The sequence below is a fragment of the Allobosea sp. BE125 genome, from assembly GCF_031456075.1.
Classification (GTDB): domain Bacteria; phylum Pseudomonadota; class Alphaproteobacteria; order Rhizobiales; family Beijerinckiaceae; genus Allobosea.
Genome location: NZ_JAVDTY010000005.1, coordinates 1 through 17,267 on the forward strand (window position 1 = coordinate 1; position 17,267 = coordinate 17,267).

Genomic DNA, 17,267 nt, shown 5'->3' on the forward strand with positions numbered 1-17,267 from the left:
CATCCGGTTCCTCCCCGAGGGCTCTGAAGCTTCGCAAACTCAGCTTCCTCGCTCGGGACCGGATGGACAACCTATTGAGAGCTCACATCTAGTCGGCGTTCTGCCGATGCCAATCCTCGAGCTGCGCCAGCACGGTTGCGAGATCCGACACGTCGACATAGCGGCGGCCGAGATCGCGCAGATTGTCCTTGTGCGGCTGCTCCTCGATATCGCCGACGCAATCCTCCGGCACGATGGTGCGATAGCGGTAGCTGAAGCTGTCGATCGAGCTCGCGCGGATGCAGCCGCTGGTGTTGCAGCCGGTGACGATGACCGTGTCGACGCGTTCCTTGGTGAAATAGTCGCTGACACCGGTGTTGAAGAAGATCGACGGGCCTTTCTTGCACACCGTCAAATCATAGGCCGGATCATGGATCCGTGGGTCGAGCGCGGCGCTGGGATGGTCGTGGCGGAAGGTCTCGCGCACCGCCGTGATCTTCCAGTAGGGCATCTCGCGTTCGTTCAGATAGGCCGTATTGCAGACCGCGACGGGCACATTGTAGCGCCGCGCCACCTTGAGCAGCCGTTCGGTGTTCTCGAGCGCCCGCATCACCAGAGGCGCGCCGCCAAGCGGGTATTGCGGGTCGGTGAAGCCGAGCTGGAAATCGACGACGACGATGCCAGGCTTCTTGCCGAAGCCGACGGGAATCTCGCCATAGCTGCGATTTGCATAGTCATCCGACATCATCTGGCTCCTTCATGGGATAGGAGGGTGGTCTCGCGCCATCCTTCCTCGCTTTAAAAAATCAAACAAGATTGTTTTTTTAAGGAAACGCGGTATCCTGTCGCCATGCGCATTATGCGCGGCCGGTTATCAGAGTCGGATGGCGTCATGGCGAAATCGTCGAGACAACAGCAATTGCGCAGCGTCCTGACGCGGGACAGGCTGATCCAGGCCACGCTCGACGAGATTTTCGAGGTCGGCTACCACGCCGCGACCACGCAGGAGATCGCTGTCCGCGCCAGCGTCTCGCGCGGCGCGCTGCTGCATCACTTCCCGATGCGGGCCGACATCGTGCTCGCCGCGATGGAGGCCTTGCTTGAGGACGGCACCAGGCAGATCAAGGCGGTCGCCGGTGAGTTGCAGGACGGCAAGGTCTCGCTCGGCGATTTCGTCGAGTTCCTGTGGCGGCTGTTCTCCGGACGCTTCTTCTATCTGTCGCTGGAGATGATCACCGAGGCGCGCAACGACGCAAGCCTGCGCGAGCGCATGATCCCGGTGGTGAAACGCTTCCACGACGCGCTGGACGAGATCTGGCTGGCCTTCTGCGATCCGCAGCGCCGCGCGCCGCGCCAGGCGCGCATCATCCTCAATCTGACCGTCTGCCTGATGCGCGGCATGGGCGTGCAGACCGTGCTGCGCCCGGAGCCCGGCTACTACCGCGAGATGATCGAATCCTGGAAAGCCATGCTGCCGCACATCATCGACGGCGCAGCGGGAGACATCATGTTCGCCGGGCCGGTTGTCAAAGAAAGCAGATGAGAGATTGCCTGCAAGCCATTGGCAAATTGGTGCTACCAAGAGCGATGCCGCTGCAATCGAGGCTGAGCGAGCCAGGGCTTGGGATCAATTTAAGTTCCATAATATGTCTTATGCGAATCACATCAACAGAGCGAAGTTGGAATGTCTCACCGTGGCAGACTGGGAATGTCACACTCCCCCGGAAGATGGGCGGGAGTCTGACATGGTCAGCCGCTCGTCTCCGCGTTCGATTATCTCGCGCAGGCCCTCCTTGGAGATAGAAGCATGTTCACTCACGTCATGATCGGCAGCAACGACCTGGAGCGGGCGCGAGATTTCTACGACGCCACATTCGCGGCGTTGGGAGGCGAAGCTGGCGAGATGGATGCCAGAGGCAGGCTGATCTATGCCCACAAGGGCGGTCGGCTGATGATCACGAAGCCGATCGACGGCAATCCGGCGACCGCGGCCAATGGTGGCACCATCGGTATCGCCGCCGCGAGCCGTGACCACGTTCTCGCGTGGCATGAGGCCGGCACCACGCATGGCGGGACGGCGATCGAGAGCCCAGCGCCCGAACGGAGCCTTCGTCGCCTATCTTCGCGATCCGGACGGAAACAAGCTCACCGCACGCTCTCAGCCAACGAAGTAACACAAGCAGCAAGAGGCGCTCCGGAGATCATCCCGCTTTCCGGGAAATCCGCCGGCAAGCGGACGGTCCAGTCTCGGCCTCTCCTGTCGGGTCAATCGATCCGCCAGGAGGATGTCCGAACCGATGTGGCGGCGGAAAATTCGCGCTGGCGTCGGAACATCCGGCCTTTCGATCGCAATTTCCTCATCCAGGCGCCCTGCCCGCCTGGTCGCCGGGTCGACTTTGCCTGAATCCTTGGTCGCAGCCATCGTGTCGAGGAAGCACGTCCTTCGCTTTCAGCATTTGCGGAATGGCACGCAAGTTAGCGACCGCGCAACGCGATCAGGCTGACATCGATGGTTCGCGCCCGGAAACCGGCTTCGCAATAGCAGAGATAGAATTCCCACAGCCTGCGAAACGGCTCGTCGAAGCCGAGCTGCGCGACGGTGGTCCAGCGTTCCAGGAAGCGCCGGCGCCACTCGTTCAGGGTCAAGGCGTAGCTCTCGCCGAAGTCGAGTTGCTCGAACACGGTGAGGCCCGCTCCTTCGGCTTGGTGTGCCAATGCGGGGACGGATGGCAGGCAGCCGCCGGGAAAGATGTAGCGCTGGATGAAATCGGTGCCCTGCCGGTAGGCCTCGAACACAGTGTCGTCGATCGTGATCGCTTGCAGCACGGCACAACCGCCGGGCCGCAGCGAACGCTGCAGCGTCGCGAAATAGGATGGCCAATAGGCATGCCCGACCGCCTCGATCATCTCGATCGAAACGATGCGGTCGAATTCGCCGGAGATGTCGCGATAATCCTGCAGGTGCAGGCTGACGCGGTCTGCCAGGCCGGCCTTGGCGACGCGTTGCCGCGCTGTCTCCAACTGCGCCGGCGACAGCGTGATTGCGGTCACGCGGCAGCCTTCGAGGGCCAACCGTTCGGCCAGGGCTCCCCAGCCGCAGCCAATCTCGAGGACATGTTCGCCGCCCGAAAGACCCAGCATGGCAACGATCCTGTCGAGCCTGCGCTGCTGCGCCGCTTCCAGTGTCTCCGTCGGCGTTTCGTAGAGCGCCGAGGAGTACATCATGCTGGCGTCGAGCCACTGGCCGTAGAAATCATTGCCGAGGTCGTAATGGGCCATGATGTTGCGGCGACTGCCCGCGCGGGTATTGGCGTTCAGCACATGCCGAAAACGATTGTACAGGCGCGCCGGCCACGCGCCCGACACCAGCCGTCGTAGCGTCGCGTCATTGCGCGCGCCGAGTTCGATCAGCGCTGTGAGATCGGGCGTGTCCACCTCGCCGTCCCGATAGGCTTCGGCCAACCCGATATCGCCGTCGAGCAGCACGCGCCGCATCGCGCGCCAATTTTTCAGGATCAGCGTGGCGTGGGGTCCTGGCGCGCCGTTCCCGCTGTGGAGGCGCTCGCCCTCGGGCGTGACGACGGTCAGGCGGCCAATGGTGATGCGAGAAAGCAAGCGGCGCAGGAACCAGCGCGAGAGGCCAATGCCGCGCGGCAGCGCGAGCGACGGCTCGGTCATCGGGAGATGCCGTTCGGTCTCCTGTTGGCTCATGGCTGGATCGGTCCTTTCGCATGCCGCGTCACGGCGCTGCCGGGGCTGAATGGTTGCTCCGGCGGCGCAGGATGCCGCCGCCAGGGGATTCCTTTCGCTAGCAGCCGCAGCGCGTGCCAGTAGATGGCGGCGGTGACTTTCAGCGTAAGCAGCGGATGGGTCGCGAGCAGACGCAGCAGCGTTGCATCGCTGATCTCGGCGCGTTTGCCGCTCATCGTCGCGGCGATCAGGCGCCCTGCGGCGTCGTGACCGTCGATCGCGATCGAGACATGCTCCCCAGGGGCCATGACCTGGAAGGCATAGTGCATCGCAAGCCCCATGAAGGGCGAGACGTGGAAGACCTTGCGGGCCTCCTGCCGCAGCTGCTCTCCCGTGGCAGTCGCCGGCGCGACGTAGCTGTGGGTCTCGCCGAAGGTGTTGTGCACCTCATAGACGGTGGCGCAGAGGCTGCCGTCGCGGCGATAGCAGAAATAGGCGCTGAATGGGTTGAAGGCGTAGCCGAGGATGCGCGGCATGGTCAGCAATCGGATGGAGGCGTCGTCCCAAGCGATACCCGCGCTGGCCAGAGCTTCGCCGACCTGCACCCGCAGCGGCCGCCCGCTGCGGTCGCCATAGTCGGCGTCGCGAAAGGCATAGAGATTGAATCGATTGCGCGAGAAGCTGCGCAGATTGGCCGCGAGCCGATCGATTTCGTCGAGGTCCAGCAGCATCCAGAAGACGCGATAGGCCAAGGCATGCGGCTTCGGCCGAAACCGATGGTGCCGCACCCGCCCGACATAGAGAGCAGAGTTCCAGCTCATGCCGCCTGCTCCCGTTGCTCGGGCAGCGGGATGCGTCCCGATTCGTTGGGGACACGCCAGGGCCGGCGGCAGCCCCCGAGCGCCTCGGCGACCGCGAGCCCGGCTTGCAGCCCATCCTCGTGGAATCCCGACCCGAAATAGGCGCCGCAGAACCAGCTGCGCTGCGCGCCCTGCAGCGACCAGAGCCGCGCCTGCGCGTCGAGCGCAGCGGCATCGAACAGCGGATGTTCGTAGGATTCCTCATGGAGAATGGCGTCCTCGCGCAGCCCGTCCGGTGGGTTGAGCGTGACGAAGAGCGGCTGCTTTTCCGGCAAGCCTTGAAGCCGGTTCATCCAGTAGGTGACGGCGCAGGCAGCCTCGGGCCGGCTGCGATCGCCGATATGGTTCCAACTCGCCCAGGCTCGCCGGCGCCGCGGCATTAGGCTCGTGTCGTTGTGCAGCACCACGCGGTTGCGGCTGTAGCGGAAGGCGCCGAGCGTTTCCGCCTCCTCCGTGCCGGGATCGGCCAGCATCGCGAGCGTCTGGTCGGCATGAGTGGCGAAGACCACCTCGTCGAAGCGCTCGCTCCAGCCATGACCCAGGACCACGACCTCGTTGGGCGCCCGTCGAACCTGCCGCACTGGCGAGCCGATCCTGACCTGGCCCGAAAAGGCGCTGCGCAACGTCTCGACATAAACGCTGCTGCCACCGGTCACGGTGCGCCACACCGGCCGGTCGGTGAGCTGCAACAGCCCATGATTATGATGGAAGCGAAGGAATGCCGCAGCTGGGTAGGACAGGATCTCGGCACACGGTGCCGACCAGATCGCCGCGGCCATAGGGAGGAGATGATCGTCGCGGAAGGCGGCTCCATATCCGCCGGCAGTGAGATAATCGCCGAGCGAAATGCCCGCCGCATTGCCAGCGCGCACATCCCTCGAAGCATTTCGGTAGAAGCGATTGACGTCCTGCAGCATCGTCCAGAAGCGCGGACTGACCAGATTGCGCCGCTGCGCGAACAAGCCGGCGATACTAGTGCCGCTGTATTCGAGCCGGCCGCCATCGAGGGAGACGGCGAAGGACATCTCGGTGGGCTGTGTCGCGACGCGAAGATGCGCCATCAGAGCTATGAAATTGGGATAGGTCGCCTCGTTGTAGACGATGAAACCGGTATCGACCGCAGTCTCGCTGCCTTGTCCGGTGATGCGAACCGTGTTGGCGTGCCCGCCAAGGCGAGGCGCCTCCTCAAACAGCACGACGTCATGCGCTTGTCCGAGCAGCCACGCGCAGGACAGGCCGGAGATGCCGGCGCCGATCACCGCGATCCTCTTCGACCGGACCAGCGCCCTTTCCATCCCCGCCTCTCCGCTTTTCATGACGGGTATACGCAGCACGTGCCGGTCTGGATTTGTCGCAAGGCACTGAAAAACACGCCGGCCCTGTGACCCATGGCCGGTCCTGCTGCGTAAGCTGCCAACAGGTGCGGACGTCCGGGAGAGATCGCCTATGTCGAGGACAGGTCTGAAGCAGGTGATCGCGGCGGTCGGTGCCTATGCCGCGCATCCCGATCCGCGCGCCGCGATCGCCAACACCGTCGCGCTCGTTATCGTCTCGAACCAGCCTTTTTATCCGCTTTATATCTATTGGGCGGTCTCGCCGGTCATCTCGCCGTCCTACCTCACCTTCCTGTCGACGCCCTTCTTTGCCGCCGTTCCGGCCGCGATGCGGCGCAGCCCGCTTTTCGGACGTGCGCTGCTGCTCGTCGCCGGCATCGGCAACACCCTGCTCTGCCGCGTTGCTTTCGGTCCCGGCTCAGGGGTCGAGGTTTTCCTGTTTCCGTGCCTGATGCTGGCGCTGCTGCTGTTTCGACATTGCGAACGCGCCTTTGCATTGGGCTTCGCGGCGCTGGCCTTCATCGTCTATCTGCCGCCGGCTGCGCTTCTGGGCGCGCCGCTTCACCTCTACGACCCGGGCGAATATGCGGCCCTGCAGCGCCTGAATTTCCTAAGCGCCGCATCCCTGACCGTGTTGATCGGCTGGCTCTTCGCCGGACGCCTCGGCACGATTTCGCGCCCCGATGAAACCGATCACGGTGGCTGAGCGTAGAAGAGAGGCATTCGCGGAAAGGGACATCGCCATGAACCGTCTTCTGCTCGCCCTCACCTTTTCATCATTGACCGTGGCGAGCGCGACCGCCGCGGATCTCGACGGCACGTGGTTGCGCGACGATGGCAATGCGCGCGTGCGCATCGCGCCATGCGGCGACAAGATCTGTGCGACCAATCTCTGGATTGGCGACACCAGCACAGGTGAGGCCGTTGGCGATAAGCTGATCATGACCCTGGCGCGTCAGGCGGATGGCAGCTTTTCGGGAAACGCCTATGATCCCAAGCGCGACTGGAGCTATGCGATGACGATCACGACGGCGGCCGGTGGCTTGACCACGCGCGGCTGCATCGTCGGGCGCCTGATCTGTCGGGATGTGACCTGGAAGGCCGCTCAGTAATGCGACCGAGCTTTGCCGAGGCCGGCAACGGGTGATCCAGCGCCATGGGCAAAGCGTATCTCGCCTATGGTTGCCACACTCGCCCTGACTGTCGATGGCATGCGCAAGGCGGGAGCTGCAGCGCAAGGAGGTCGGTTCTTCGTCTTGTTCGACCCCAACACATTGATTGCTGAGATTGCGCGCTCGGGTGACCGGGCCGCATTCGCTGCTCTTTTCGACCACTTCGCGCCACGCGTGAAGGGCCTGCTCATGCGTGGCGGCACGCCAGCCGAACTGGCGGAGGAGGTCGCGCAGGAGACCTTGCTGGCTGTCTGGCGCAAGGCGGCGTTGTTTGACCCTTCGAAAGCCAGCGCATCGACCTGGATCGCGACAATAGCGCGCAACCTGCGCATCGACATCGCTCGCCGGGAGACACGGTCGCGATTGTCCCAAGTTTACGAGATCCTGGATGAAGAAAGACCTGAACGGCCTGACGAGACACTCTCCGGAGCGGAACGTGATGTGCGGGTTCGGGCTGCAATGACGCAGCTCTCGCCCGATCAGCATCGCGTCGTCGAACTGGCGTTCCTCGAAGGCTTCAGCCACCAGGACGTCGCTCACCGTCTCGCCATTCCGCTCGGGACGGTGAAGTCGCGGCTGCGACTGGCACTGTCGCATCTGCGCGGCAAGCTGGAGGATCTGCGATGAGCGCCCCGCATCGTCCGACCGACGAAATGCTGGCGTCCTTCGCTGCGGGGCAACTCGACGAAGGTCTCGCGGTGGTCGTCGCGGCCCATGTCGAGATGGACTACGAGAGCTGGCGGCGCGTGCAGGAACTGCAGGCCGTGCAGGGTGCCCTCCTCGATGCAATCGAGCCCGTCTCGATGGATGCGGGGCCGTCCTATGCGCGGCTGGTCGAGCCCGACATGCCAGGCGTCGACACTGCTTCGCCGAGGGGCGAACCGGGGTTGCCCGGGGTTCTGCGTCCCTACGCCTTGGGCCCGTGGCGGCCGATCGGTATCCGGATCGCCCTGCGGCGCATCGAGGTTCCCGGCGCGGAAGCACGCGTGTTCATGCTGCGCGCCGGGCCAGGCATCGCATTGCCGCACCACAAGCATAGTGGCCTCGAATGGACCACGATCCTGTCGGGAGCCTATGAGCACGAATACGGGCGCTATGCGGCCGGGGATTTCGACGAAGCCGATTCCGATCATGATCACACGCCGCGCGTCGACCCGATCGAAGGTTGTACCTGCATCGTCGCCATGACCGGGAATGTGCTGTTCCAGGGCTGGCTCGGACGGCTGCTGCAGCCGCTGGTTCGGCTGTGACCGTCGCTTCCTTCGCCATGGCCGCCGTTTTCACGGGCGTGGCGATGTCTGCCTTCATGGCGCTGGCAGCGCTGATCGAACGCCGCACCGGCAATTCCGGCTGGATCGATGTGATCTGGACCTTGGGGCTTGGCGCGACCGGCTTTGCCGGCGCGCTCTTGCCCTTCGGCGCCGGGCCGCTGTCGCGACGCTTGTTGGTGGCGGGGCTCGCGCTTGCCTGGGCGCTGAGGCTCGGGCAGCACATCGCACAGCGTACGAGCAATATCACCGAGGATCCGCGCTACGCGAAGCTCAAGCGCGACTGGGGCAGCGACGCGCCTCGACAGATGGTTCGGCTGCTTCAGATGCAGGCTCTGGTCAGCATTCCGCTGGCGCTGGGCATCGTTCTGGCGGCGCATAACCCGGCACCCGCGCTGGGCTGGCAGGACTTCATCGGTGCTTCTGTCTTCGTCGCCGGCCTCGCAGGCGGTGCCGTTGCGGATGGGCAACTGCGTGCCTTCGCCCGCTCGGGAACGGGTGGCATCTGCGATTGCGGATTGTGGCGCTGGTCACGGCATCCGAACTACTTCTTCGAATGCGTGCTCTGGGGCTCCTACGCGATCGTCGCACCCGGAATGTCCTATTCCTGGGGCTGGCTTGCTCTGTTGGCGCCGGCCTGCATCACGCTGCTGCTCACACGCATCTCCGGTATCCCGCCTCTGGAGGAGCACCTGCTCGCCAAGCACGGCGCGGCCTATCGCGCCTATCAGAATCGAACCAGCGCGCTGATCCCGAAGCCGCCCAAAGGAGCGACGCCATGACCTTCATGCAGAGGCTCTCGAACTGGGGCGAAGGGCTGCCCGTGCCCGACGCCGTCAGCCGCATGGTGATCGCCTCTCTGGTCGGTCGCACCGGGCGCTCGCTGGCCACGCAATCGGCCGACACTGCCGCCTTCGCCCGCGAGATGGCGGAGTTTCCGATCGCACTCCATACCGACATCGCCAACGCCCAGCACTATGAGGTGCCGGCCGCCTTCTTCGACAAGGTGCTTGGACCGCAGCGCAAATATTCCTCCTGCTACTACGCCGATGCCAGCGATAGTCTCGCGACGGCGGAAGAGACTGCGCTGATGCTGACGGCGGAGCACGCGAATCTAGCCGATGGCCAGGATATCCTCGAGCTCGGCTGCGGCTGGGGTTCGCTGTCGCTGTGGATGGCCAGGCGCTATCCGGCGGCCCGGATCGTGTCGGTTTCCAATTCCGCCTCGCAACGCGCCTTCATCGAGGAACGGGCGCGCCAATACGGCCTCGGCAACCTCCGCATCGTCACCGCCGACATGAACGATTTCGCATCGGATGAGCGCTTCGACCGCGTCGTCTCGGTCGAGATGTTCGAGCACATGGCGAACTGGCGCGCGCTTCTCGGCCGCGTCCACGGTTGGCTCAAGCCGGACGGGAGGCTGTTCATCCATGTTTTTGCCCATGCGCTGGGCTGTTACCGTTTCGATATCGGCGATGGCGGCGACTGGATCGCGCAGCATTTTTTTACAGGCGGCATCATGCCGAGCGCGGCTCTGGCGCATCAATTTCCCGATCTCTTCGCCGTCGAGGCCGAATGGCGCTGGAGCGGCGAACACTACCAGCGCACGGCTGAGGATTGGCTGTCGAACTTTGACCGGAACCTGCCGACCATCGATCCAGTCATGAGCGCGGTCTATGGCGAGGACGCGTCGCTGTGGCGGCGCCGCTGGCGCCTGTTTTTTCTGGCCACGAGCGGGTTGTTCGGTCATGCCGGCGGCGAAGCCTGGGGCGTCAATCACTATCGGCTGCGGCCCGCTTGATGGCTTCGCCGAGGAGATCGAACGGTCAGACCCAGCCCCAACCGCTGGCGCGACGCACGACCTCATAGGCGATCCAGCTGCAGAAGCCGACGGCGACGGTGCCGTAGACCATATCGGCGACAGTGATCGTCAGCGTCCAGGAGCGTAGCGTGGCGTAGTTCGTCAGGTCATAGGTCGCATAGGCGAACAAGCCGATCAGGGCGCCATTCACCAGCGCTGCGCCGGCGTTTTCATCTCGCAGAGCGGGCATGATCGCGAAATGCAGCACACCGAGCGGAAAGCCGAAATAGAACAGCGCTGCTGGCCAGTGGCGCACCTGCTCGACGATCAGGTCGCCCAGCGCAGGCCTGTAGAGTTTGGCCGTCATCGTGCCGAGCCAGATGGCATCGCAGATGCCGAAGGCGACGAGAAACGCGATGTAACCGACGACGAAGCGCATGATGACCTCCGGGGCTATGCCTGCAGATACGCAGGGCACGCCGCCCCGGTTCACGTCCGGGTGCCTCTTCGAAACGCCCAAGGCGCAAATCCATTCCGTCGGACCAAGCGTATAGAGCCAAGCCCCTGGAGCTGATGGCGACAATGACGACTGAAATCTCCCGCCGCGCGATCGTTTCCCTGCTCGCTGCGGGAGCCCTTCCCGGCTGCGCCGCGCTACCCCCTGGCGTGTTGACCAATGGCGCCAGCGACGTCGCGTATGGCCACCTCCCGCGGCAGCGAATGGACATTTACGTCCCGCAAAATGGCGGTACCGACAGACCGGTCGTCTTCTTCATCTATGGCGGCTCCTGGGCCAACGGCGCCAAGGAGACCTATGCATTCGTCGGGGAAGCGTTCGCCTCGCGCGGCTTCGTCACGGTGATTGCAAATTATCGTCTCGTTCCCGAGGTGCGCTTTCCGACATTCATCGAGGACGGCGCACTGGCTCTGCGCTTCGTGCGCGACAATATCGCCCGCTTCGGCGGCTCACCGCGCATGCTTCACGTTATGGGACATTCCGCTGGCGCCTATAACGCCATGATGCTGACGCTGGACAAGCGCTATCTCGCCGCTGCCGGGCTGCGTTCGAACGATATCCGCTCCGCCGTCGGGCTCTCCGGCCCCTATGATTTCCTGCCATTCGACCTCGATGTGACCAAGGCAGCGTTCGGACGCGCCCGCGACCCGGCGCAGACGCAACCGATCAATTTTGCCCGCAGCGACGCGCCGCCGATTTTTCTGGCGACCGGGTCAGACGATACAACGGTCCTGCCGCGCAACAGCGAACGGCTCGCCGCAGCGCTGAAGACCGCCGGCGCGAAGTCGGTCTCGCTCAAGATCTATCCGGGTCTCGGCCATGTCGGGACGGTCGCCGCGTTCTCGGGGCTGCTGCAATGGCGCGCGCCGGTTTTGGATGATGTCGTGGCGTTTTTGACGTCGAGGCTCTGACCGAGCCCTTCTGACATCATCGCCACGCCAAGATCCGGTTTCCGGCACCCATCCGATGCCCGGAAATGACGCGGATCGTGCCAGGCGCCCTACCCCGCAATTCACCTGCCCGTAATTCACCTGGCGCTGCGATCTCGGCCTCGATCTCCTCGAAACGCGGGCAGACCGTCTCCAGCAATTGGATGCCAGCCTCAGTCGGCGCGACGCTACACCTCCGCGCGGGTGAGCAGGCGCAGCTTGAGGCGCTCCTCGAACCCTTGATGGTCTGGCTCAATGCCGGCTGCGACATGCCTCGCTTGGCGCCGGCCTCGGTGAAGCTGCGCTCCCTCGCCAGCATGGCAACGCCAGGTCGTCGGCCGGAATGCGCAGGATCGCCCGGCCCTCCCCCTCTTCCGACGAAACCAGCCGATAGCGCGGACAGGCCGTCACAGCCCGGCGCAACCGCGTTGCAGCGACGACACAGCGGTCGCCGCCGGCGTGTCCGTTCGTTTCTGTCCCATTCGGCGTTCGCTCAAGTCCAAGTCTATCACCTGCGGACACCATAGAGAGCCGTTGGGGAATATGACGGAAATGCGGAAACAGAAGAAGACTACGTCCAGTTTATTTTGATTCAAAACTGAAGACAAGACCTCCACCCGGAGAATGACTCCGACATTGCTTTCCGCTTCCAGCGGCTTTCTAAAAGAGATTGACGGGCATCACGATGACAAAGCTTCTTTCGTTCACGGTAAGCCTCGCCGCCCTGTCAGCGGCCACCGCCGCCTTCGGCCAAGCCAATCCAAGCCCCGTCATCAATCTCGATACGATCACCGTCACGGCGGCGCGCACCGAGCGCAGCACCGCGGAGACACCGCAATCGGTCCAGGTCCTTGACCGGGCCCAGATCGAGGAGCAGCTCAAGTTCAGCCCGAGCGCCGCCGCGGCTCTCGGCAAGCTGGTGCCCGGCTATTCGATGTCCACGCAGACGGTGTCCAGCGCCTCGGAAAACTATCGCGGGCGCGATCTGCTCGTGCTGGTCGACGGCGTACCGATGACCACGCCGCTGCGCGACGTCTCGCGCATCTTGTCGATGATCGATCTCAATTCGGTCGAGCGCATCGAGGTCGTGGCCGGCGCTTCGAGCCTCTACGGCGCCGGCGCGACCGGCGGCACGGTCAATTTCATCACCAAGAAGGCGGCGGAAGGCAAGCCGACCGTCACGGTCAACACCGCGATGCGCGCCTTCACGCAGAATATCGGCCGCTCGCTCGCTCCGGAGGCCTCCGTCACGGTTTCCGGCAAGGTCCCCAACGGGTTCGACTACCTGGTCACGGCCAGCGGCCGCGGCGCCGGCCGCACCTATGACGGCGCCGGCCGTGAATTGCCCTCGGACGGCCTGCTCGGCCAGGGTGGCGGCGACCGCTACAAGGCCGGCAATCTGCTGGCCAAGCTCGGCTATGATTTCGACACGAGCAAGCGCATCGAGATCAACGGCTCGCTGATCGCCTTCGACCAGGATCCCAAATATCTGACGAACTACGCCGCCCCCTACGCCCGCCCGGACCGGACGCGGCTTTATCCCGGCCAGAACGTCATCGAGGACACCAAGTCGCTCTCGCTGCGCTACACCGACAAGGATTTCGCGCTCGGCAGCCTGAGCGTGCTCGGCTACTACAACGACATCAAGAAACGCTTCAATTATTCTACCTTTGCATACCCTTACAACACGCAGGTCTACTACTCGTTCAACCCGCTCTCGCCGACGAGCCCGGACAACCAGACGACGCTCTACTCCCAGCGCGGCGGCGTGAACGTGACGATCGACACCTCGCTCGACCGGCTGCTACCCGGCGCGAAGCTGACCTGGGGCGGCGACCTGATCCAGGACCGCACCTGGCAGACGCTGACCAACGGCCAGGACGTCTTCACGCCATTGAAGCAGACGACCACCGCGGGCTTCGGCCAGTTGCAGATCCCGGTCGGGGAGCGGATCGTGCTGCGCGGCGGCTTGCGTTACGAGCATTTCGCGCTCTCGGTCAGCGACTATGTCCGCCCGGCGGCCTATGCGGCCGTGGCTGCGAACAATGCGCTCGGCTATCAGAGCTTCGTCCTGCCCGCCCTCAATGTGACGGGCGGAAATTTCGACTATTCGGCGCTGACCGGCAATCTCGGCGCGACGGTCAAGCTGTCTGACACGAGCGAAGTCTTCGGCGGCTGGTCGCAGGGCTTTGCGCTGCCCGATGTCGGCGCCTTCACCCGGCGCGCCGGCCTCTCGACCGCCTATGCCTGCACATTGGCCAACATCAACTGCCTGCCGGCCAGTCGCCGCTCGATCAGCTTTGCCTCGATCGCGCCCGAGGCGCAGATCGTCAACAACTACGAGCTCGGGGTGCGCGGCAGCTACGGCGCCTTCAAGGGATCGCTGACCGGCTATATCAGCACCTCGGACGACGGCGTGACCTTCGATGCCGCCACCAACACGCTCTCGCAGCAGAAGGAGCGCATCTGGGGCGCGGAGGCGACGGCTGATTATGCCTTCACCGAGCAGTTCACCATGGGCTCGGTCGTGTCCTATCGCGAGGGCCGCTACGACACGAACAAGGATGGCAAGCTCGACAGCTATCTGCCCAATAACCGCATCGGCTCGCCGTGGCGCGGCATGCTCTATGGCAGCTATCGTTTCGTGAACGGCATGCAGCTGCGCCTCGAGGGCGAAGGCTTCTCGGATCGCGACGTCGCCATCGACCTCACGGGCACCCGCTACAAGCTGAAGGGCGCGGTGACGATGAACGCCGCCTTCACCGCGCCGGTCTGGGAGGGCGAGGCCTATGTCGCGGTCAACAACCTGTTCGACCGGGCCTATCAGAACCCGACCGCGACCTCGGTGCGCAACCTCGCCAATTATGCCTGGGGTCGCACCGTGACGGTCGGCTTCCGCAAAACCTTTTGACGCATCATGGTCAGCCTCGACATCGGCGCCGACGCGATCCTGACATTGCGCTACCTGCCGCCCTATCTCGACAGCGACGAGCGCGCCTATCTCGACGCGCTCGCCAGGATCGGCGAGCGCGCCGAGCCCTATGTCCTGCTGACGATCTTCGGCGGTAGGCGGGCGCTTTCGCAGGCGGGTGACCGCGAGCAGGCACTCTGGTTCAAGGCGACGAAGGCACGCCTGAGCCAGTTCTGCCAGGCCTGCGCGATTATCCGGCCCGACGCGGACGAGAAGACAGCAGAGATCTTCCGCCGGCTCTGGCCCTTCCCGATCATTGCGGAGCGCGAGGAGGAGGCCGGCCGGGCCTTCCTGCTCCAGCATTTGGCGGCAGTGCCGTGACCGTGACCTCTCCAGCTGGCACCAGCGGCTTCGATAGGCGTGAGCCCATCGGGCGCTACCGCCTGTTCGGCGTTCTCGCCGGGCTCTATCTCGCTCAGTCGATCCCGTCCTATCTGTTCGTCGCGGCAATCCCGCCGATCCTGCGCGAAGCCGGCGTGTCGCGAACCGCTATCGGCTATATGAGCATCCTGCTCCTGCCGCTCGTCATCAAGCTGTTCTGGGCGCCCTGGGTCGATCGCGTCAGGCCCTTCGCGCGGGCGCACCGGGCCGGCTGGGTGTTGATCACGCAGAGCGCGACGATCCTCGCCATCCTCGCCCTGATCCCGATCGGCCCCACGAACATCGTCGGCATCGTCGCGGTCGGCTTCATCGCTTCGCTGCTGGTCTCGACGCAGGACATCGCCACGGACGGCTATGCCGCGAAATACCTGCCGGAGGCCGACCGTGCGATGGGCAATGCGATCCAGGGCGGCGCGATCGCCTTCGGCGTCGTCATCGGCGGCACGCTCGGCCTCGTGCTCTATCACCGCATCGGCTGGACCGGCATGCTTCTCGTCATCGCCGCCGTGTCGCTGCTGCCGCTGGCGGCCGCCGCACTGATGCGCGAAAGCGACGCCGCTGCGCCGGCGCTGCAGAAGCCCTCATTGCGCGCCTTCCTGCGCCGTCCTGAAGCGCGCCAGATCCTCTGGATCGCGCTGATCTACCGGGCGAGTGAGGGCCTGGTGAAGGCGATGGAAGGCGCCTATCTCGTCGACGCCGGCATCCCGCTCGACCAGATCGGCTACCTTTCCGGCCTCTCGGCGACCACGGCGGGTCTCGCGGGCTCCTTCATCGCCGCCTGGCTGGTGAAGCGGCGCGGCCTCTCCTTCGTGCTTGGCCTGCTCGGCGGCATGAGGACGCTGTGCTTCCTTCTCTTCACCTGCCACGCGATCGGCGTCGTCAACGGCTCCTGGCCCCTGTTCGGCGCTGCCGGCTTCCAGACGCTGATCCGCTATATGGAGATCGTCGCGCTCTATTCGCTGTTCATGGCGGTGACGACCTCCGACCAGCCCGGCACGGATTTCACCATCCTCGCCTGCGCGCAGCTGCTCGTCTATCTCGTCGGCTCGATGCTCGCCGGCAAGCTCGCCGACGCGCTCGGCTATGGCTGGCTCTTCTCGATCGCAACCGCGCTGTCGGCCGTCGCCGTCCTGGCCACGCTGCGCATGCTGATGCTGTTGCGGCGGTCGAAAAGCGCGGGCGCCTGAGCAGCAGGGCCTCGGCAGCATCTGATTGCTTCGGCTCTAAGCCCGCACCGTGACGATGGCGCGCTGGTTTGCCCTGATGTCGCGCGGCGCGGCCCCGAAGCGGCGCCGGAAGGTGCGGTTGAAATAGGAGAGATCGCCGAAGCCGACGCCGAAGGCGATCTCGGTGATGCTGGTCTCCCAGGAACCGGCCGATTGCAGAAGGCGCAAGGCCCTGTCCAGCCTGCGCTGCAGCACGAATTCCGAGAAGGTCGTTCGTTCGTCCTCGAACAGCTTCTGGAGATAGCGCAGGCTGATGCCATGCCGCTCGGCGATCTCGCGCGCGGTCAGCCTGCGGTCCTCAAGCCTCGCCTCGATATCGGATTTGATCGCGTTCATCCGCTCGTCCGGCCGATGCCGAGGCTCGCGCCCCGGCAGGCTCTCCGGGGACATGATGTTGACGAGATCGAACATGAAATGCCTGGCGAGTTCGCGCAGCTCCGGCGTCCTGATCGGTATCATCCCGCGCAGCAACGCCGCGCCATAGTTGCCGAGCATCTGCAAGGCGTCGTCGTCGGCCCCGAAGACGCGCAGTTCTTGCGCCGAGACACGCGCCCGCTCGCTGACCGCGTCAGTCGGGATGGTCAGGCAATCGAGACGCGAGATCTGCGTCGGCAGCAGCGTCGCCTGGGCTGGCGCCATCAGGAGAATGGCCTCGCGGCCGCCGACCACGGCCCGGCGTGCGCCACAGGTCACGATCAGCGCGCCATCGGCCGGGCGCAGCAGCAGAGCCTCTCCCTCGGCGCCCAGATCTCGCGCGGGCAATGAAACCGCCGCACTCGGCGCGAACAACGACATCAGGCCGATATCGGGCGCCAGCCGCAGCATGGCTCTGGCGCCGAACGGAGCCGGGCTCGCCCCATCGAAAACGAAACGCCGCTCCGCCCTCGCCCCGAGATGAAGGTCGATCTCGGATTGCGGCATCTCGCTGGAGAGCAGCCAGAGCGGGCCAGGCTCCTCCACCAGGGAAGAGCGCCGCCCTCGCCCGGACACAGGAGCCGCCTCCTGAGCACTGCGTTTCAGTCCGCTAGGCATTTCGCACCAGTCCAAGAATTCATTTCCGCCAGCATGCAAACAAAAGCTACAGAATTCAATTGTTACGAAAGCCACAGAAGTCAAATATGCAGCCATTTCCTGTTTAT

General features: G+C 64.5%; 17 protein-coding genes and 2 pseudogenes. 12 read left to right on the top strand and 7 right to left on the bottom strand.

Annotated elements, in window-relative coordinates; all coding sequences use genetic code 11:
* Positions 1 to 88: 88 nt before the first annotated feature.
* Positions 89 to 724 carry an isochorismatase family protein gene (locus J2Y55_RS12910; protein ID WP_310153372.1) on the bottom strand — a complete coding sequence of 212 codons (636 nt, stop codon included), beginning with the start codon at positions 722 to 724 and terminating at the stop codon, positions 89 to 91.
* 147 nt (positions 725 to 871) lie between these two features.
* Here J2Y55_RS12910 and J2Y55_RS12915 point away from each other — a divergent pair, with 147 nt between their 5' ends.
* Together J2Y55_RS12915 and J2Y55_RS12920 are read left to right on the top strand one after the other, a co-directional pair.
* Complete coding sequence (locus J2Y55_RS12915; protein WP_310153376.1) at positions 872 to 1,522, top strand: TetR/AcrR family transcriptional regulator; 651 nt, start codon at positions 872 to 874, stop codon at positions 1,520 to 1,522.
* A 264-nt stretch (positions 1,523 to 1,786) separates the two neighbouring features.
* Positions 1,787 to 2,153 (top strand): annotated as a pseudogene (locus tag J2Y55_RS12920) (VOC family protein).
* A gap of 301 nt (positions 2,154 to 2,454) precedes the next feature.
* Here J2Y55_RS12920 and J2Y55_RS12925 read toward each other — a convergent pair.
* From J2Y55_RS12925 to J2Y55_RS12935, 3 genes are read right to left on the bottom strand one after another with little or no spacing between them, the layout of a single operon-like run.
* Positions 2,455 to 3,690 (bottom strand): class I SAM-dependent methyltransferase, encoded by a 1,236-nt coding sequence (locus J2Y55_RS12925; protein ID WP_310153379.1) that lies wholly within the window; start codon positions 3,688 to 3,690, stop codon positions 2,455 to 2,457.
* Positions 3,687 to 4,490 carry a DUF1365 domain-containing protein gene (locus J2Y55_RS12930; protein WP_310153382.1) on the bottom strand — a complete coding sequence of 268 codons (804 nt, stop codon included), beginning with the start codon at positions 4,488 to 4,490 and terminating at the stop codon, positions 3,687 to 3,689. The genes J2Y55_RS12925 and J2Y55_RS12930 overlap by 4 nt, the downstream gene beginning before the upstream one ends.
* A complete protein-coding gene (locus tag J2Y55_RS12935; RefSeq protein ID WP_310153385.1) occupies positions 4,487 to 5,824 on the bottom strand; it encodes an NAD(P)/FAD-dependent oxidoreductase in 1,338 nt (445 codons plus the stop codon). Before J2Y55_RS12935 ends, J2Y55_RS12930 begins: the two co-directional genes overlap by 4 nt.
* A gap of 151 nt (positions 5,825 to 5,975) precedes the next feature.
* Here J2Y55_RS12935 and J2Y55_RS12940 point away from each other — a divergent pair, with 151 nt between their 5' ends.
* The 6 genes from J2Y55_RS12940 (at position 5,976) to J2Y55_RS12965 (ending at position 10,104) form a co-directional block, all read left to right on the top strand.
* Positions 5,976 to 6,569, top strand: coding sequence for a hypothetical protein (locus tag J2Y55_RS12940; protein ID WP_310153388.1), 594 nt, complete (start codon positions 5,976 to 5,978; stop codon positions 6,567 to 6,569).
* Positions 6,547 to 6,975: a DUF2147 domain-containing protein gene (locus J2Y55_RS12945; protein ID WP_310153391.1), complete on the top strand. Its 429-nt coding sequence runs from the start codon at positions 6,547 to 6,549 to the stop codon at positions 6,973 to 6,975. The genes J2Y55_RS12940 and J2Y55_RS12945 overlap by 23 nt, the downstream gene beginning before the upstream one ends.
* 144 nt (positions 6,976 to 7,119) lie before the next feature.
* A complete protein-coding gene (locus tag J2Y55_RS12950; RefSeq protein ID WP_310153394.1) occupies positions 7,120 to 7,662 on the top strand; it encodes a sigma-70 family RNA polymerase sigma factor in 543 nt (180 codons plus the stop codon).
* Positions 7,659 to 8,285 (top strand): ChrR family anti-sigma-E factor, encoded by a 627-nt coding sequence (locus tag J2Y55_RS12955; protein ID WP_310153396.1) that lies wholly within the window; start codon positions 7,659 to 7,661, stop codon positions 8,283 to 8,285. The genes J2Y55_RS12950 and J2Y55_RS12955 overlap by 4 nt, the downstream gene beginning before the upstream one ends.
* 17 nt (positions 8,286 to 8,302) lie before the next feature.
* Positions 8,303 to 9,085, top strand: a complete 783-nt coding sequence (locus J2Y55_RS12960) for a DUF1295 domain-containing protein (protein WP_310153398.1) — start codon at positions 8,303 to 8,305, stop codon at positions 9,083 to 9,085.
* On the top strand, positions 9,082 to 10,104 hold the full coding sequence (locus tag J2Y55_RS12965) for an SAM-dependent methyltransferase (RefSeq protein WP_310153403.1): 1,023 nt from the start codon (positions 9,082 to 9,084) through the stop codon (positions 10,102 to 10,104). The genes J2Y55_RS12960 and J2Y55_RS12965 overlap by 4 nt, the downstream gene beginning before the upstream one ends.
* 25 nt (positions 10,105 to 10,129) lie before the next feature.
* Here the strand turns inward: J2Y55_RS12965 and J2Y55_RS12970 are convergent, their stop codons facing one another.
* Positions 10,130 to 10,543 (bottom strand): DUF2177 family protein, encoded by a 414-nt coding sequence (locus J2Y55_RS12970; RefSeq protein WP_310153406.1) that lies wholly within the window; start codon positions 10,541 to 10,543, stop codon positions 10,130 to 10,132.
* A 281-nt stretch (positions 10,544 to 10,824) separates the two neighbouring features.
* On the opposite strand from J2Y55_RS12970, the gene J2Y55_RS12975 reads away from it, so the two are divergent.
* Positions 10,825 to 11,532, top strand: coding sequence for an alpha/beta hydrolase (locus J2Y55_RS12975; RefSeq protein ID WP_310153410.1), 708 nt, complete (start codon positions 10,825 to 10,827; stop codon positions 11,530 to 11,532).
* A 58-nt stretch (positions 11,533 to 11,590) separates the two neighbouring features.
* Here J2Y55_RS12975 and J2Y55_RS30090 read toward each other — a convergent pair.
* Positions 11,591 to 11,869 (bottom strand): annotated as a pseudogene (locus J2Y55_RS30090) (LysR family transcriptional regulator); the annotation flags it as partial.
* Between the two features lie 366 nt (positions 11,870 to 12,235).
* Here J2Y55_RS30090 and J2Y55_RS12980 point away from each other — a divergent pair.
* The 3 genes from J2Y55_RS12980 to J2Y55_RS12990 are packed head-to-tail and all read left to right on the top strand — an operon-like array spanning position 12,236 to position 16,089.
* Positions 12,236 to 14,461, top strand: coding sequence for a TonB-dependent receptor (locus tag J2Y55_RS12980; protein ID WP_310153413.1), 2,226 nt, complete (start codon positions 12,236 to 12,238; stop codon positions 14,459 to 14,461).
* A gap of 6 nt (positions 14,462 to 14,467) precedes the next feature.
* Complete coding sequence (locus tag J2Y55_RS12985; protein WP_310153416.1) at positions 14,468 to 14,842, top strand: hypothetical protein; 375 nt, start codon at positions 14,468 to 14,470, stop codon at positions 14,840 to 14,842.
* Positions 14,839 to 16,089: an MFS transporter gene (locus J2Y55_RS12990; RefSeq protein WP_404978900.1), complete on the top strand. Its 1,251-nt coding sequence runs from the start codon at positions 14,839 to 14,841 to the stop codon at positions 16,087 to 16,089. Before J2Y55_RS12985 ends, J2Y55_RS12990 begins: the two co-directional genes overlap by 4 nt.
* A gap of 36 nt (positions 16,090 to 16,125) precedes the next feature.
* Here the strand turns inward: J2Y55_RS12990 and J2Y55_RS12995 are convergent, their stop codons facing one another.
* The gene (locus J2Y55_RS12995) at positions 16,126 to 17,118 is read right to left on the bottom strand and encodes a helix-turn-helix transcriptional regulator (RefSeq protein WP_310153419.1); all 993 of its coding nucleotides are present in this window, start codon (positions 17,116 to 17,118) and stop codon (positions 16,126 to 16,128) included.
* Positions 17,119 to 17,267 lie beyond the last annotated feature (149 nt).

Bases quoted from the DNA above. Each gene is read 5' to 3' on its own strand.
- J2Y55_RS12910 (WP_310153372.1), bottom strand. From the start codon at position 724: ATGTCGGATGACTATGCAAATCGCAGCTATGGCGAGATTCCCGTCGGC.
- J2Y55_RS12915 (WP_310153376.1), top strand. From the start codon at position 872: ATGGCGAAATCGTCGAGACAACAGCAATTGCGCAGCGTCCTGACGCGG.
- J2Y55_RS12925 (WP_310153379.1), bottom strand. From the start codon at position 3,690: ATGAGCCAACAGGAGACCGAACGGCATCTCCCGATGACCGAGCCGTCG.
- J2Y55_RS12930 (WP_310153382.1), bottom strand. From the start codon at position 4,490: ATGAGCTGGAACTCTGCTCTCTATGTCGGGCGGGTGCGGCACCATCGG.
- J2Y55_RS12935 (WP_310153385.1), bottom strand. From the start codon at position 5,824: ATGGAAAGGGCGCTGGTCCGGTCGAAGAGGATCGCGGTGATCGGCGCC.
- J2Y55_RS12940 (WP_310153388.1), top strand. From the start codon at position 5,976: ATGTCGAGGACAGGTCTGAAGCAGGTGATCGCGGCGGTCGGTGCCTAT.
- J2Y55_RS12945 (WP_310153391.1), top strand. From the start codon at position 6,547: ATGAAACCGATCACGGTGGCTGAGCGTAGAAGAGAGGCATTCGCGGAA.
- J2Y55_RS12955 (WP_310153396.1), top strand. From the start codon at position 7,659: ATGAGCGCCCCGCATCGTCCGACCGACGAAATGCTGGCGTCCTTCGCT.
- J2Y55_RS12960 (WP_310153398.1), top strand. From the start codon at position 8,303: ATGGCCGCCGTTTTCACGGGCGTGGCGATGTCTGCCTTCATGGCGCTG.
- J2Y55_RS12965 (WP_310153403.1), top strand. From the start codon at position 9,082: ATGACCTTCATGCAGAGGCTCTCGAACTGGGGCGAAGGGCTGCCCGTG.
- J2Y55_RS12970 (WP_310153406.1), bottom strand. From the start codon at position 10,543: ATGCGCTTCGTCGTCGGTTACATCGCGTTTCTCGTCGCCTTCGGCATC.
- J2Y55_RS12975 (WP_310153410.1), top strand. From the start codon at position 10,825: ATGGACATTTACGTCCCGCAAAATGGCGGTACCGACAGACCGGTCGTC.
- J2Y55_RS12980 (WP_310153413.1), top strand. From the start codon at position 12,236: ATGACAAAGCTTCTTTCGTTCACGGTAAGCCTCGCCGCCCTGTCAGCG.
- J2Y55_RS12985 (WP_310153416.1), top strand. From the start codon at position 14,468: ATGGTCAGCCTCGACATCGGCGCCGACGCGATCCTGACATTGCGCTAC.